The 14,579-nt window shown below is 70.5% G+C and carries 14 protein-coding genes; 6 read left to right on the top strand and 8 right to left on the bottom strand.

Annotation, left to right across the window (positions count from 1 at the left end; all coding sequences use genetic code 11):
- Window positions 1-9 precede the first annotated feature (9 nt).
- Complete coding sequence (locus tag ACXJJ3_RS08025) at window positions 10-576, top strand: phosphotransferase-like protein (RefSeq protein ID WP_458169334.1); 567 nt, start codon at window positions 10-12, stop codon at window positions 574-576.
- Here ACXJJ3_RS08025 and ACXJJ3_RS08030 read toward each other — a convergent pair.
- On the bottom strand, window positions 573-1,301 hold the full coding sequence (locus ACXJJ3_RS08030; RefSeq protein ID WP_458169335.1) for a DUF899 domain-containing protein: 729 nt from the start codon (window positions 1,299-1,301) through the stop codon (window positions 573-575). The genes ACXJJ3_RS08025 and ACXJJ3_RS08030 overlap by 4 nt on opposite strands.
- 82 nt (window positions 1,302-1,383) lie before the next feature.
- On the opposite strand from ACXJJ3_RS08030, the gene ACXJJ3_RS08035 reads away from it, so the two are divergent.
- Both ACXJJ3_RS08035 and ACXJJ3_RS08040 read left to right on the top strand, forming a co-directional pair.
- A complete protein-coding gene (locus tag ACXJJ3_RS08035; RefSeq protein WP_458169336.1) occupies window positions 1,384-1,719 on the top strand; it encodes a hypothetical protein in 336 nt (111 codons plus the stop codon).
- Window positions 1,720-1,791: 72 nt separating this feature from the next.
- Entirely contained in the window at window positions 1,792-2,925 is a 1,134-nt protein-coding gene (locus ACXJJ3_RS08040) for an alpha/beta hydrolase (protein WP_458169337.1), read from the top strand.
- A gap of 16 nt (window positions 2,926-2,941) precedes the next feature.
- Here ACXJJ3_RS08040 and ACXJJ3_RS08045 read toward each other — a convergent pair whose 3' ends face one another.
- Window positions 2,942-3,427, bottom strand: coding sequence for a GNAT family N-acetyltransferase (locus ACXJJ3_RS08045; protein WP_458169338.1), 486 nt, complete (start codon window positions 3,425-3,427; stop codon window positions 2,942-2,944).
- A 52-nt stretch (window positions 3,428-3,479) separates the two neighbouring features.
- Here ACXJJ3_RS08045 and ACXJJ3_RS08050 point away from each other — a divergent pair, with 52 nt between their 5' ends.
- Window positions 3,480-4,052, top strand: coding sequence for a TetR/AcrR family transcriptional regulator (locus tag ACXJJ3_RS08050; RefSeq protein ID WP_458169339.1), 573 nt, complete (start codon window positions 3,480-3,482; stop codon window positions 4,050-4,052).
- On the opposite strand, the gene ACXJJ3_RS08055 is transcribed toward ACXJJ3_RS08050, so the two are convergent.
- The 5 genes from ACXJJ3_RS08055 to ACXJJ3_RS08075 form a co-directional block, all read right to left on the bottom strand.
- A complete protein-coding gene (locus ACXJJ3_RS08055) occupies window positions 4,041-5,474 on the bottom strand; it encodes an RNB domain-containing ribonuclease (RefSeq protein WP_458169340.1) in 1,434 nt (477 codons plus the stop codon). The genes ACXJJ3_RS08050 and ACXJJ3_RS08055 overlap by 12 nt on opposite strands.
- A gap of 4 nt (window positions 5,475-5,478) precedes the next feature.
- Window positions 5,479-6,606 (bottom strand): bifunctional RNase H/acid phosphatase, encoded by a 1,128-nt coding sequence (locus ACXJJ3_RS08060; RefSeq protein ID WP_458169341.1) that lies wholly within the window; start codon window positions 6,604-6,606, stop codon window positions 5,479-5,481.
- A 76-nt stretch (window positions 6,607-6,682) separates the two neighbouring features.
- Window positions 6,683-7,486, bottom strand: coding sequence for a zinc ribbon domain-containing protein (locus tag ACXJJ3_RS08065; protein ID WP_458169342.1), 804 nt, complete (start codon window positions 7,484-7,486; stop codon window positions 6,683-6,685).
- Between the two features lie 15 nt (window positions 7,487-7,501).
- On the bottom strand, window positions 7,502-8,629 hold the full coding sequence (locus ACXJJ3_RS08070; RefSeq protein ID WP_458169343.1) for a Nif3-like dinuclear metal center hexameric protein: 1,128 nt from the start codon (window positions 8,627-8,629) through the stop codon (window positions 7,502-7,504).
- A gap of 213 nt (window positions 8,630-8,842) precedes the next feature.
- Window positions 8,843-10,471: a glycoside hydrolase family 13 protein gene (locus ACXJJ3_RS08075; protein WP_458169344.1), complete on the bottom strand. Its 1,629-nt coding sequence runs from the start codon at window positions 10,469-10,471 to the stop codon at window positions 8,843-8,845.
- Window positions 10,472-10,580: 109 nt separating this feature from the next.
- Between ACXJJ3_RS08075 and ACXJJ3_RS08080 the strand changes: the two genes are divergently transcribed.
- Window positions 10,581-11,789, top strand: coding sequence for an ROK family transcriptional regulator (locus ACXJJ3_RS08080; protein ID WP_458169345.1), 1,209 nt, complete (start codon window positions 10,581-10,583; stop codon window positions 11,787-11,789).
- Between the two features lie 131 nt (window positions 11,790-11,920).
- Here the strand turns inward: ACXJJ3_RS08080 and nagZ are convergent, their stop codons facing one another.
- Window positions 11,921-13,399 carry a beta-N-acetylhexosaminidase gene (nagZ, locus tag ACXJJ3_RS08085; RefSeq protein ID WP_458169346.1) on the bottom strand — a complete coding sequence of 493 codons (1,479 nt, stop codon included), beginning with the start codon at window positions 13,397-13,399 and terminating at the stop codon, window positions 11,921-11,923.
- Between the two features lie 204 nt (window positions 13,400-13,603).
- Here nagZ and ACXJJ3_RS08090 point away from each other — a divergent pair, with 204 nt between their 5' ends.
- Window positions 13,604-14,545: an ROK family protein gene (locus ACXJJ3_RS08090; RefSeq protein WP_458169347.1), complete on the top strand. Its 942-nt coding sequence runs from the start codon at window positions 13,604-13,606 to the stop codon at window positions 14,543-14,545.
- The last annotated feature ends 34 nt before the right edge of the window (window positions 14,546-14,579 follow it).

Raw genomic sequence — 14,579 nt, forward strand, 5'->3', positions numbered from 1 at the left:
AGGACCCCGATGCCCGGACGCCTGATCGGCCTCGTCGGCACCTCGAGCGTCGGCAAGTCCACCACCGCCCGCAAACTCCAGCTGCTGCTCCCGGACCCGCACATGCTGGTCGGCCTCGACCACTTCTACGACATGTTCCCGTCCGACTGGGGCGGTCACGTCCGCGGGCCTGGTCCCGGCTTCTGGCAGGAGACGGTGACCGACGAGGACGGCAAGCCGCGGATCGTGACGTACTACGGCGACGCCGGGGTCCGGATGTTCGAGGGCATGCGCGCGGCCGTCGTCGCGCTCCTCGAGACCGGGAACGACGTGATCCTCGACGAGATGCCTGTCGACGCCACGATCATGCCCGCCTGGCGTGCGGCGCTCGCGGCGTACGACGTCCGCTGGATCGCGCTGCGGGCGCCGCTCGACGTCGTCGAACAGCGCGAAGACCTCCGCACCCACGGGCGTCACCTGGGCAACGCGCGAGGGCACGAGGGTCACGGTATGGAAGGTCCGTTCGACCTGGTCCTCGACACCGCGACCCTCACACCCGACGAACGCGCCGCCGCGATCGCGAACCTCGTTAACTAGTGACAGTGGTCGTCCTTGGGGACGGAGCGGCCGGCCGGCTTCTCCCAGGGCTCCTGGCGTCCTAGCGCGGTCATGTCGAGCGCGTTGACGGAGAAGGTCATCGCGTCGGGACCACGGCCGTACGTCGAATAGGTGTGGTAGACGTCGTCGCCGACGCGCAGGAAGCAGCTGAGGCCGTGCAGGTCGAACGGCTGGTCCTGCTGGATGAAGTCGGCGTTCGGGCGCTCGTCCCACTCGGCCTTCGAGCGGTAGTTGTACTCGAACGGCACCACCGCGTCGTCGAGCGTCACGTGGTAGTCGTAGTTGAACGTCGTGCCGGCCGACGAGTACCACGGGTGCTGCCAGCAGCGCTCGGCCTTGTAGGCGGCGAGCTTCTCGTACGGTCCGCGGGAGATCAGAACGAACGTACTGTCGGTCTCGTTCAGCGCCCGCTGCGACCCGATGTCGTCGACGAACCCGGTGCAGTTCGGGCAGGCGGCGTCCCACTCCGGCGGGTACATGATGTGGTACACGACCAACTGGTGCCGCCCCTCGAACAGGTCAACCAGCTTGACCGTCCCGTCGGCGCCCGTGAACACATACGGCTCCTCCACCAGCACCATCGGCAACTCCCGCCGCCGCGCGTTCAACGCGTCCCGCTCCTTCGTGAACGCCTTCTCCGCAGCCAGCAACTCCCGCCGCGCCGCCACCCACTCGTCCCGCCCGACAACATCCGGCAAACTCATCGCAATCCTCCTTCAACCCAACAGAACACCCGAAACGTCGGAACCACCTCCCCCACTTCGACATCGCCGTACGATCAACTGCGTGGGGACCGACGAACTGCCGCGCCTGACGCTCCAGGAGCGCCCGGCCAAGAACCTGGCGGCACGCCTCGAGGGGGTACTTGCCGTCGCCTCGAACTACATCGGGGTTCAGACGGGCGACCACTTCGTCGAGGTCGCCTGGCCGCCCGGATGCACTGTCGTCAGGTACGGCCCTTCGTTCGCGGTCCTCGACAGCGACGGGTGGGTGGTCGGGAAGGTCGGAGCAGTGGTGGTGCTCGGCGGCGGATCGGCCGGGCCGGAGCGTGCGCACGCCGTGTCCCCCACCGGAAGGGCGAGGATGTTCGCCGTCGCCGGTGCGAGTGGGCTGCATCCCTGACCTGCCTCCGACGGATGTTGGTGCCCGCGTGGACCCGTCGCAGATGAGAAACTTGGTGGTATGCGGAGGCGGGTGCGTACTGGTGTCGTGATCCTGCTGCTGGTTGTGCTGCTGGGTGGGGCCGGGTATGTGGGCTGGGTGCTGGTACAGCGGTCCGAGCCGGTGTCGTTGCCGGAGCCGACCGGTGGGTTCCAGGTCGGGCGGCGGACGTACGAGTGGACCGACGGTCCGCGGCGGGATCCGTTTGCGGACGGGCCGCGGCGGCTCGCGGTCTGGCTCTGGTACCCGGTGGCGAAAAGCACGACCGGGCCGCACGTGCAGTACGCGCCGGACGAGTGGAGCGGGCTGCACCTCAAGGCACCGGCGTCACTCTTCGAGGGACCGTTCGACACCCTCCAGGACCGCGCCCTCGACCGGGTCGCGATCGCGCCGGGCAAGTTCCCGGTCGTCGTACTGATGCCGGGCATGGGCCTGTCCGCCCCGATGTACGCCGCCCTCGCCGAAGACCTCGCCAGCCACGGATACCTCGTCGCGGGCGTCACGCCGACGTACAGCGCGAACCTGACCGTCCTCGGCGGCGAACCGGTCACCAGCAAGCCGGACGCGAACCCGCCGAACCTCGGCGACGACAACGAAGGCGCCCAGCAGGCCGGCGACCACCTGGTCACGATTTGGGCCGCCGACGCCCGGTTCGCGGCCGGCATGGTCGCGAAGACGCTGCCGAACTCGGTCGAGCCCGCGGTCGGCCCGTCGTACGTCGGCCACTCGTTCGGCGGCGCCGCCTCGCTGGAGGCCTGCCGGCTCGACCAGCGCTGCGCCGCCGCCGTGGACCTGGACGGCTACCAGTTCGGCGACGTGGTGACGAAGGGGGTGCAGGCACCGATGCTGCTGCTCGGGGCCGACGACTCCTGCATCACCAGCGTCTGCGGCCCGGACGCCAAGAACGACACCGACCGCAACCGCGCCCTGTCGTTGCTGAAGGCAAGCAAGGGTACGTCGTGGTGCGCCACCGTCCCCGGCACCCGGCACTTCAACTTCACCGACTACGGCGTCTACTACCTGGCCTACCCGCTGCGCCGGTTCCTCCCGCTCGGCAGCGCCGACCCGCGGCACGCGCTGACCGTCACCAGTGGCTACCTCAACACGTTCCTCTCCCACGTGATCTACAAGACCGCCGCCCCCGGCGCCCCGGTCTGCAAGAGCTAGTGTCCGACTCAGGACACTAGAGATCCAGCTCGTACGTCTGCCCGGTGAGCTTGTCGCCCCACAGCTCGTGGGCCTCGGAGCTCACCAGCCGGAAGCCGCGCGCCAGGTAGATGTGCCGCGCCGCCACCAGCGGGTCGTTCGTCCACAGCACCATCCGCTTGTACCCGGCCGACCGCGCGAACTCCAGGCACGTGTCGACCAGCTCCGCGCCGAGCTTCAGCCCGCGCGCCGCCGGCGTCACCAGCAGCAGCCGCAGCTGTGCCGTCGTCTCGTCCGGCCCGCGCACACAGAAGATGCTCCCGGCCCGTTCCCCGTCCACCTCGGCGATCCACGCGGCCTCGCGCGCGTCGTCGTGGTCGGCGGCGTACTGCGCGACGATCTGCGCGATCAGTGTCTCGTACGCCGCCGCCCAGCCGTACTCCTGCGCATAGATCTCCGCATGCGCCTGCACCACCCAGCCGAGGTCACCCGGCTGCCCCAGTTTCCGGATCAGTTTCGTCATCAACCCTACCCGATCTACTGACACGAGTGTTTCAGTGAGCAATACTAGACCCGTGCCGACCACAACGACAGTGCTTTCTCAAAAAGATGGCCCTTCCGCGCGACAGCAAGAACTGCTGGAGCGCGCCTACTCCTATTCGCTCACCCACGGGCTGGCCGACCTGTCGCTGCGCCCGCTGGCGAGCGCGATCGGCTCCAGCCCGCGGGTGCTGCTCTTCCTGTTCGGCAGCAAGGACGGCCTGATCCGCGCCCTCCTCGCCCGCGGCCGCGCCGACCAGCTCGAACTCCTCCGCACCACGGAGCAGCGGTACGACGACCCGCCCGGCCTGCCGGTCATCACCCGCGAACTCTGGACCTGGCTGTCCGCCCCCGAACGCCGTCCGCTGATGACCTTCTGGGTCGAGGCCTACGGCCGTTCCCTGGTGGCCCCCGACGGCCCCTGGGCAGACTTCGCCCGCTCGACCGTCGACGACTGGCTCGACCTCCTCAAAGCCAGCGACCCCACCCAGTCCGACGCCCGCCGCACAGCCGTCCTGGCCATCCTCCGCGGCGCCCTGATCGACCTCCTCGCCACCAACGATCTCGAACGAACAAGCGCCGCCGTCGAGGACTACCTAGCCGACTAGTTCGAAGGCCACGGTCCGCCGGGTGATGTCGGCTTCGACGAGTTTCACGCGGACCTGGTGGCCGAGTGGCAGGGCGGGGCCGGTGACGCGGCCTTCGATGGCGGGTTCGGTGAGGACGACGATGCCGCGGTTCGGGTCCTTGTCGTCGACGTCGGTGACGACGCCGTCGAAGGTGGCGCCGAGGCGGTCGGCGACCAGGCCGGCTTCGACCATGCTGACGATCGAGCGTTCGTAGGCGTGCGCGCGGCGGTCCGCGTCGTCCATGATCTTCGGGATCTCGTCCATCGACTCGCGGACCCAGGCCGGTACGTCGGTGCCGGCCGAGAGCGCGACGCAGATCTCGCCGGTCCAGCGGTCGACGAGGCGGCGCAGCGGTGCGGTGACGTGCGCGTACTCCGCCTTCATCGCGGCGTGCTGCGGCTTGTCCGGGACGCTGCCGTCGAAGGCCGTGTAGCCGGCGCCGCGGAACAGTACGGTGCAGGCGGCGAGCATCGCGGCGTGCGCCGGGGTCGCCGGATCGAGGCCGTGGATGAACTCGGCGTACGACACGTCGGCCGGCCAGTCGATGCCGAGCGCCTTCGCGGTGTTGCCGAGCTTGCGGCGCAGGTCGTCGTGCGATTCGGGCAGAGTGCGGAGGATGCCGATCTTGCCCTTCATCATCAGCTGCGCGGCGGCCATGCCGGTGAGCAAGGAGATCTGCGCGTTCCAGCCCTCGACGGGCAGCGGCGCGCGGAACTCGAGTCCCCAGCCGCTGTCGGAGGTGACGACCTCCTGGTCGGGGATCGGGAGGTTGACGCCGCCGCGGTCGAGTTCGCGCTGCTCGCGGAGCTTGCCGACCTCGCGGAGCAGCTGGAGCGATTCGGACGCAGTACCGGCGTCGAGGTCCTTCTGGACACCGGCGTAGTTGAGCTTCGCGCGCGACTTGACCAGCGCGCGTTCGCAGGTGACGCCGGTGATCTCGCCGGACGCGTCGAGGGTGACCGTCCACAGCAGCGCCGGGCGAACCTGGTCGGGCAGCAGCGACGCGGCGCCCTCGGAGAGCTCCGGCGGATGCAGCGGGGTGCGCTTGTCCGGCGCGTACAGGGTCTCGCCGCGGCGGCGCGCCTCGGTGTCGATCGGGTCGCCACTCTGCACGTACGCCGCGACGTCCGCGATCGCGTAGTACACCGTGAACCCGCTGCCGGACCGCTCGATGTGCAACGCCTGGTCGAGGTCCATCGAGTCCGGCGGATCGATCGTCACGAACTCCAGGCCGGTCCGGTCGAGCCCCGGCAGTACGGCGCCCTCGGCAGCCTTCACCGCCGCCGCAGTCACCTCCGCGGGAAACTCCGCCGGCACCTCCTGCTCCCGGCGAATGTCCTGCAACGAAGCCCGGAAAACCTCCGGAACGTCCTCGGCGAAACGAACCCTCTGCAGCGGCATGGGCTCAGACTAGGGCAGGGTCCAGGTTGAAGGAGCGCAGGGACGCGAGGCCGTCGGCGTACCACTGGGCCTCGGTGATCGTGGCGGGGCGGAGTTCCATCCGGAAGATCGAGGACATCGGGGCCTGCAGGACCGAGCGGACCATCAGCTTGATCGGGGTCACGTGGGTGACCACGAGGACCGTCTTGCCGGGGTACCGGGCGAGCAGGCCGTCGCGGGCCGAGCGGGCGCGCCGGGCGCAGGCGTCGAACGACTCGCCGCCGGGTGGCGCCGCGGTCGTCGACTCCAGCCACGCGTTCAGCGCGTCCGGCCATTTCTCCTGGACCTCGGCGAACGTGTGCCCGTCCCAGTCGCCGAACGAGCACTCGACCCAGCCCTCGTCCACGGCAACCTCCAGCCCGAGCTCCGCGGCAACGGCAGCCGCCGTCTCCCGCGCCCGCCGCATCGGCGACGTGACGACCGCGTCGATCCCACCGAGCCGCGCCAGATACCCGGCCGCGGCCAGTGCCTGCGTCCGGCCGTTCTCGCTCAGCGCCGGATCGTCCCCGCCGGAACCGGAGAACCGCTTCTCCGCGGTGTGCGGCGTCTCGCCGTGCCGCAGGAAGATCAGCCGGGTCGGCGGCTCGGCCTGCGCACCCCAGCCTCGCATCGCCTTCTGCTGATCCGACGGCTGCGCAGCCGGCTTCGCCGCGGCCGCCGGCGCATCCGCGGGCCGCAACGGGATCGGTACGCCGTCGAGCGCGTTGTTCGCCAGGGCGTCCGCGGCCGCGTTCTTCGCCCGCGGCACCCACGTCCACTCGGTCCCGAACGGCGCCAGCCCCTGCGCCTTGATCGCCAGCGGCTGCAGGTCCGGGTGCTTGATCTTCCACCGGCCGGCCATCTGCTCGATGACCAGCTTGGAGTCCATCCGTACTTCGATCGACGCGTTCGGCGCGTACTCCGCGGCGAGCTCGAGCCCGGCGATCAGCCCGGAGTACTCCGCGACGTTGTTGGTCGCGATCCCGATCGTCTTGCCCTGCTGGACGACGACCTTCCCGGTCACCGGGTCGCGGACGAGCGCGCCGTACGACGCCGGGCCGGGGTTGCCCCGGGATCCACCGTCGGCCTCGACGATGACGTGGTCCAAGCTCATCCACGTCCTCGCTTCGCTCCGGGCGCGGATGAGGCACGGAACGCGCTGCGCTTGATGATGAGCTCGCCTCGCTCGCTCATACCGCGCTGTCCGCCGTCCGGACGAGGATGCGGCCGCACTCTTCGCACCGCAGGACGGCGTCCGGAGCGGCGGCCTTGATCGCGTTCAGGTCGGACGGGGCGAGCTCCATCCGGCAGCCCATGCAGCGCTTGCCGACCAGCGGCGCGGCGCCGATACCGCCGTTGTGCTCGCGGAGCCGCTGGTACTGCGCGATCAGGCCTTCGGGCAGCTCGGCCGCGACGACGGCGCGCTTGTCCGCGACCCCGGCGCGTTGCTCGTCCAGCTCCTTGACCGTCGTGTCGCGGGAGGTCTCCAGCTCGGACTGCCGGCCGGCGAACGCCTCGGCGCGGGTCCGCAGCTCGGTCTGCACCACCTCGGCCGCCTCGAGCTTCTCCATCACCTCGAGCTCGGCGTCCTCCAGGTCCGAGATCCGGCGGTCCAGCGAGCCGATCTCGTGCTGCAGGTTCTCCAGGTCGCGCGGCGAGGTGACCTGACCGGAGTCGAGCCGCTGCTGGTTGCGCGCGCGGCGCTGGCGGACCTGCTCGACATCGCTGTCGGCCTTCTTCTGCTCGCGTTGCAGGTCGCTGACCTCGGTGTCCGCGGTGACCAGCTCGCGGTCGACGACGGACTTCTCGGCGGCCAGGTCCTTGAGGGCCTGGTGCTCGGGCAACGACGCGCGCTTGTGCGCGACCTGGTCAAGCTGCAGGTCGAGGTCCTGCAGGTCCAGCAGCCGGCGTTGGACGGCGGGCTCGGCGTTCAGAGTCGGCTCCTTAGGTCGCGAGGTGCCGTGCCGAGTGCCGCGCAGTAGGCGCGGAACCACTGGACACGGCCTTACTCAGATCCGCAGCGTCCATGCGTCCGTGCAGAGTGTTGAGATGTGAGTGTCCACGGTACTGCCTCGGGCCGCGAGACCTTCGAGCAGGAGGCGTTCGGCGTCCGCCAACCACGGCCACTCGCTGGCCCAGTGCGCGACGTCGACCAGCGCGGGGTCGCCGTACGCCTGCGCCTCGGTCGCCGGGTGGTGCCGCAGGTCGGCCGTCAGGTACGCGTCCACGCCGGCCGCGCGGACCCTGGCGAACTCGGAGTCGCCCGCTCCCCCGACCACCGCGACGCTCTCGATCGTCCGCTCGGGATCACCGGCGACCCGGACGCCGTGCGCGGTCCAGGGCAGGCTCTCCGCGACCAGCCGTGCGAAGTCCGCGAGCGGCATCGGGGCCTCGAGTACGCCGATCCGCCCGCCGCCGCGCTCGCTCGGCAGCTCGGCCAGCTCGTAGAAGTCGTACGCCGGTTCCTCGTACGAATGCGCCGCGAGCAAGGCCTCCCGGACGGCGCGACGGTTGCGGCGCGGGAGGATCATCTCGATCCGGTGCTCCGGGACGACCTCGACGGCGCCGACGGTTCCGATCGTCGGGTTGGCGCCGTCCAGCGGACGGAACGTCCCCTCGCCGGCACCGGTCCACGCGGCCCGTTCGTAGTCGCCGATCTGGCCGGCGCCGGCGTTCGCGAGCGCGTCGAGCATCGCCTGCGTCTCGGCGACCGGGACGAACACGACGACCTTGTCCATCGGCTCGGCCGGCATCGCCTTCAACGGGCGGGTGTCGCGCAGCCCGATCGCGGCGGCGAGCGCGTCGCTCACACCCGGGTTCGCGTTGTCGGCGTTCGTATGACAGACGTGTAAGGCGACACCCGCGCGAATCAGATCGGTAATCACCCGGCCCTTGGGCGTCGTCGCGGCGACGCTGTTCACCCCGCGCAGCAACAGCGGGTGGTGCGTGACGAGCAGCTCGAAGCCGCCGTCGATCGCCTCGTCGACCACCTCGCGCATCGGGTCGACCGCGAACAGCACCCGCCGTACCTCTTGGTCCGGGTCGCCGGTGACCAGGCCGACGGCGTCCCAGTCCTCCGCCCAGGCGGGGTTGTAGAGCCGATCGAGTACTGCGAGCACGTCCGCTAGCGTCGTCACGCGCTTATCCTGACATTCCATGGATCGTGACGGGGGCAACCGCCCGGTGCCCCCGCCACGACCATGTCCGCCGGTACCGGCGACGGCGTGGGGTGCGACCGCCCCGCCGCATCCGCCACAACACCCGCACCGGCGGGAACGCCCCGGTCATACAGGGGGAGGACCGTCTCGGGACGGCCGACCGGAGCGCGTTTCTGGGGGCCTGGACCAGCTCTAGATCAGCCAGGCCGTGGTGTCGCCCGGGAGCTTGTCCCCTTCGAGCGGGCCGCTGGACAGCACGACCGCGGCGTCCGGCAGTTCGACCGGCGCGGCGCCGAAGTTCGTCACGCACTGCCAGCCGCCGGACCGGACGAAGTGCAGGACGTCGTCGTTGCCGTCGACCCAGGTCAGCTCGCTGCCGGTGCGCAGCCCCCGCCGTACGGCGAGCGCCTTGCGGTACAGGCTGAGCGTCGACTCCGTGTCGTCCTGCTGCGCCTCGACGGAGTACGCCCCGAACCACTTCGGCTGCAGCAGGTGCGAGCCGCCGGAGCCGAACCCGAACGACAGCCCGTTGACCGTCCACGGGATCGGTACCCGGCAGCCGTCGCGGCCCTTCTCGGCACCCTTCGAGCGGAAGTACGCCGGGTCCTGCAGGTTCGCGGCCGGCAGCTCGCCGACCTCCTGCAGCCCGAGCTCCTCACCCTGGTACAGGTACGCCGAACCGGGCAGCGCGAGCATCAGCAGGGTCGCGGCGCGGGCCCGGCGCAGGCCGAGCGCGACGTCGACGGTCGGCTCGGTGCCGTTGCTGAGCAGCCAGTCCTTGCCGTCCTGCCAGCCGCCCTTCGGGTTCTTCGGCAGGCCGTACCGGGTGGCGTGCCGGACGACGTCGTGGTTCGAGAACACCCACGTCGACGAGGACCCGTTCTGCTCGGCGAACTCGAGGTTCTCCTCGATCACCTTGCGGAACTTCTCGTACTCGAAGTCGGCCTGCAGCAGGTCGAAGTTGAACGCCTGCCCCAGCCCGTCGGCGCTCGCGTACCGGTGCCGGCGGGCCGCCGGTACGAAGGCCTCCGCGACCGCGGACCGCGGCGGGTCGTACGTGTTCAGCAGCGTCCGCCAGTCCTTGTAGATCTCGTGGACGCCGTCCTGGTCCCAGAGCGGGTGCTTGCCGTACGACTCCGACTGCCGCGGCAAGGTCGCCTTGGCCGGGAACGGCTCCGACAGGTCCTTCACGAGCGCGTGGGCGACGTCGACACGGAACCCGTCCACACCCCGGTCCGACCAGAACTTCAGCGTCTCCAGGAAGTCCGCGCGGACTTCTGGGTGCTCCCAGTTCAGGTCGGGCTGCTCGGCCGCGAACATGTGCAGGTACCACTGGCCGTCGTCGGTCTGCGCCCACGCGGAACCGCCGAACACCGAGTCCCAGTCCGAGGGCGGCTGGTCACCGTCGCCATCGCGGAAGATGTAGCGGTCGCGGGCCGGGTGTCCCTTGGCCGCCTCGAGCGCCTCGACGAACCATTCGTGCCGGTCGGACGTGTGATTCGGGACGATGTCGACGATCAGCTTGATGCCCTCGGCGTGCAGCGACTCGACCAGCTGGTCGAAGTCGTCGAGCGTGCCGAGCCGCGGGTCGACGTTGCGGTAGTCGTCCACGTCGTACCCGCCGTCGGCCAGCGCGGACGGGTAGAACGGGCTCAGCCAGACCGCGTCGATGCCCAGCGCCACCAGGTACGGGACTCGACTGATGATGCCGGGCAGGTCGCCGACGCCGTCGCCGTTGGAGTCGGCGAAGCTGCGCGGATAGATCTGGTACACGACAGCCTGCCGCCACCAGTCGGGATCTGTCGCGTGCGGACTCGTCACGATCGCCTCACTCGGAATCTGTTGGTAACCCAGGGTTTATATATAGGCTCTAAATTTAGAATCTGCATGTATTCTGCGGTCGATAGGACGACGAGGTCAAGGGGCTTTGATGGCGAAACCACCGGCTACCCCGCCCACGGCGACGCCGACGATGCTGCGGCGGGTGAACGCGGGCAAAGTACTCGGCGTACTGAACCGCGCACGGGTGATGACAGGAACCGGCCTGATCGAGGCCACAGGTCTCACCCGGGCGACCGTGCATGCCGTGTGCAACGACCTGATCTCGATGGGCTGGGTGGTCGAGCTCGACCCGGGGCGGACGTCGGTGGGGCGGCCGTCGCGGCGGTTCGAGTTCAACGGGCACGCCGGGTACGTGCTCGGGATCGACATCGGCGCGGCGAAGACGACCGTACTGGTGTCCGACCTGCGCGGGGAGACCGTCGCGAAGGCCGGGCGGTCGGCGGCCGGGGTGAAGGCGCCCGCGGAGCGGACCGAGATCGTGCACGAGACCGTGGTCGAGGCGCTGGAGTCCGCGGGGGTGTCGGACGCCCAGGTGCTCGCGGCGGGCGCGGGCGTCGCCGCGCCGGTGGACCGGGACGGGAACATCCTGGTCGCGGACGAGTTCTGGCGGCGGTTCGACACCGGACTGTCGCAGCGGCTGACCGAACTGCACGGCTGGCCGGTGCTGCTCGAGAACGACGCGAACCTCGCGGCCCTCGGCGAACACTGGCGCGGCGAGGCGCGCAACGTCGACGACCTCGTCGTACTGCTGGCCGGCGAGCGGTTCGGATCCGGGTTGATGGACTCCGGGCGGCTGCTGCACGGGAGCCGCGGCGGGGCCGGCGAGATGGTGTTCCTGAAGCTCGTCGAGGGCGTTGGGGACACCCACGGTATTGCGCGGATCGCCCGCGAGAACGGGACGGCGGCGGTCGCGGACGCCGCCGTACGGACGTCATTGCGTTCGTTGGCCGTCGACGGAGAGGTGACGGCGGAGCAGGTCTTCCGGGCCGCCGCCGACGGTGACAAGGTTGCCCAGGGCATCCTTCAGGACATCTCCGGCCGCACCGCCCGGGTGGTCGCGACCCTCGGCACCCTGTTCAACCCCGAACTGGTGGTCCTCGGCGGCGCCGTCGCCGCGGCCGCCGCCGCCCTACTCCCCGACGTCGAACACCAACTGGCCGGCTACACCAGCACACCCCCACGCGTCGCCGTCTCCTCCCTCGGCGACGCCATCGTCTCGGTCGGCGCCGTCCGCCACGCCCTCAACTACGTCGAGCAGCACGCCCTGGACCTCGAACTCAGCTGCCGCCCGACCTGATCAACCACACCTCCACACCCTCCGGCATTTGAGTGGTGAACCTCTCGAACTGTCCCCTCACACCACGCATGCACAGGGTGAAGGGACAGTTTCAGCGGTTAACCTCCGAAATGGGTCGGGGGCGAGGAGGGCTAGCGGGTGAGTTGGCGGGCGATTGCCTCCAGCACCACCATGTTGCGGCCGGAGGTGGTGGCTGACGGGACGCCTGCTGGAACCAGCGCCTGGTCCTCGGGGATGCCGGTGCAGAGGACGAAGACGTTGTCGGGGTGGGATTCGACGAGGTGGTTGAGCGCCGCGCGCATCCACGGGGTGCGGCCGGCGTCCTGTACGGCGATCACCAGCGGCCGGCCGTGTGCGGCCTTCGCGGCGCGGGCGATCGCGTCGTCCTGAGGCTCGCCGTCGTCGGTCAGGTGGTGCTCGCCCCGCAGGACGACACCGTCCGCCCCCGGCGCGACACGCGTGAAGATCTCCGGAAGCCCTGAGAAATAAGGGTTCCACGCCGGGTGCAGCCCCTGGGTCAGATCGACCACGTACGGCGCCGCGCCGAGCGCCGGGAACGTCTGCCCGGCCACCACCCGCGCCGCCACCTCCCGGATCGGAGCCCCGCCGAGACCCGACAGCCGGCTCCGTTGACCGAGCGAAGCCGCAAGCGTCCGAACCCTCGTGGCCGCATCGGCCACCCGCTCCGCCGGCAGCCCACCGCTCCGCACGGCCTCGACCACGCGGGCGGTCAGCGCCTGCGGGTCCGCCGTACCGACCGCGATCATCGCCAGGTCCGCGCCCGCGGCGATCGACGCGACCGCGGCGTCCTCGATCGAGCGGTTCCTGGTGATCGCCTGCATCTCGAGCGCGTCGGTCGTGATCACCCCGGTGAATCCGAGCTCCTCGCGCAGCAGCCCGGTCAGCACCCGGTGCGACAGCGTGGCCGGCCGGTCGTCGTACGCCGAGAAGATGATGTGCGCGCTCATCACGACGTCCGCGCCCGCGGCGATCGTCGCGCGGAACGGCGCCAGTTCGACCGCCTGCACCTCCTCGACCGAACGGTCCACCCGCGGCAGGTCGGTGTGCGAGTCGACCGCGACGTCGCCGTGCCCCGGGAAGTGCTTCGGGCAGGCGGCGATCCCGGCGTCGTGGACACCCTGGACGAACGCGACCCCGTGCCGCGACACGACATCCGCCGTACGCCCGAACGATCGGGTCGAGATGATCGGGTTGGCCGGGTTGCTGTTCACGTCGACCGACGGCGCCAGCATCAGGTCGATCCCGAGCGACGCCAGCGTCGCCGCCGCATCCCGGGCCGCCGCGCGGGTCAGCTCGGTGTCGTCCAGGTCGCCGAGCAGCCGCGGCGACGCCAGCGGCCACGGGTTCGCCGGCGCCAGATGGCTGAACTCGCCGCCCTCGTGGTCGATCGCGACGATCAGGTCCGGCCGCTCGGACCGCAGTACGGCGGTCAGCGCCGCCACCTGCTCGGCGTCCTCGACGTTCCGGGTGAACAGGATGACCGCGCCGAGGCCGCCGGCCACCGCGCGCCGCAGCTCGTCGGGGGCCGTCGTACCGGTGAACCCGACGACCAGCGCGCCGGCCGCGTCCCGATCCAGTTGAGCACTCATTCCCCCACCCTCTCGCAGTCGCGGTCGCCGACGCCAGTGGCGTGTCTACCGGCACTCCCAGGGGCATCGTTGTCAGGGGTTGTCATGGCAGTTAACTGCCGCCACCCTGCGGGTTTTCCATGATTACCACCTTTCACCCCTGTCTGTTCGGGCCGACTACAGATAACGTTGTCTCTCGACCTGACCGCCCTGACCGGGGGGACGATGAGCGACGACACTGGGGACGACACGTTGGTGGCGCGGGATTCCGTGCTGGGCATCGACATCGGCGGCACGAAGATGGCCGCCGCTTTGGTGTCCGCCGACGGCACGATTCTCACCGGCGACCGGATCCGGACCCCGTCCGGCGGCGCCGACCAGGTGTTCGCCGCGCTCGGTGAGCTGATCGACCGGGTCCGCGGCGACGCGACCCCGCTCGCGGTCGGCGTCGGTTCGGCCGGCCCCCTCGACCAGCGGCACGGCCTGGTCTCCCCGGTGAACATCCCCGGCTGGCGCAACTTCCCGCTCGTCGACCGGGTCCGGGCGCTGACCGGCGGCGTACCGGTGACGCTCGGCATGGACGGGCACTGCTTCGCGCTCGGTGAGTACTGGAGCGGCGCGGGGCGGGACGCGAAGACGCTGCTCGGGATCGTGGTGTCGACCGGCGTCGGCGGCGGCCTGGTCGTCGACGGCAAGCCGCTGATCGGCCAGTCCGGCAACGCGGCGCACATCGGCCACGTGGTGGTCGACCAGGACGGCGAGGCCTGCGCGTGCGGGTCGTACGGCTGCGTCGAGGCGTACGCGAGCGGTCCGCGGATGGTGGCCCGCGCCCAGCGCAAGGGCTGGCGTCCGGACGAGGACGTGGACGCCGAAGTACTGGCCGCCGACGCCGCGGCCGGGGACGAGCTGGCGTTGGCCGCGTTCGACGACGGCGCCCAGGCGCTGGCCGCGGGCATTGTCGCGACGGCCGTCACCGTGGACCTGACCACGGTCGTGATCGGCGGCGGGGTCGCGAAGGCCGGGCCGGTGCTGTTCGACCCGGTGCAGGCGTGGGTGAAGCGGCTGGCGCAGCTGCCGTTCGTCACGGACCTCACCGTGGAGCCGGCCCAGCTGGACAACGCCGGGCTGCTCGGCGCCGCGCATCAGGCGTGGGCCGCGCTCAGCTGATCCGTACACGCGGGATGATGCGGTAAAGGTTCTC

The organism is Kribbella sp. WER1, from assembly GCF_054189145.1.

Coding starts and splice junctions, on each gene's coding strand:
- ACXJJ3_RS08090 (WP_458169347.1), top strand. CDS start 13,604: ATGAGCGACGACACTGGGGACGACACGTTGGTGGCGCGGGATTCCGTG.
- ACXJJ3_RS08030 (WP_458169335.1), bottom strand. CDS start 1,301: ATGAGTTTGCCGGATGTTGTCGGGCGGGACGAGTGGGTGGCGGCGCGG.
- ACXJJ3_RS08055 (WP_458169340.1), bottom strand. CDS start 5,474: ATGCCGCTGCAGAGGGTTCGTTTCGCCGAGGACGTTCCGGAGGTTTTC.
- ACXJJ3_RS08080 (WP_458169345.1), top strand. CDS start 10,581: ATGGCGAAACCACCGGCTACCCCGCCCACGGCGACGCCGACGATGCTG.
- nagZ (WP_458169346.1), bottom strand. CDS start 13,399: ATGAGTGCTCAACTGGATCGGGACGCGGCCGGCGCGCTGGTCGTCGGG.
- ACXJJ3_RS08060 (WP_458169341.1), bottom strand. CDS start 6,606: ATGAGCTTGGACCACGTCATCGTCGAGGCCGACGGTGGATCCCGGGGC.
- ACXJJ3_RS08045 (WP_458169338.1), bottom strand. CDS start 3,427: ATGACGAAACTGATCCGGAAACTGGGGCAGCCGGGTGACCTCGGCTGG.
- ACXJJ3_RS08025 (WP_458169334.1), top strand. CDS start 10: ATGCCCGGACGCCTGATCGGCCTCGTCGGCACCTCGAGCGTCGGCAAG.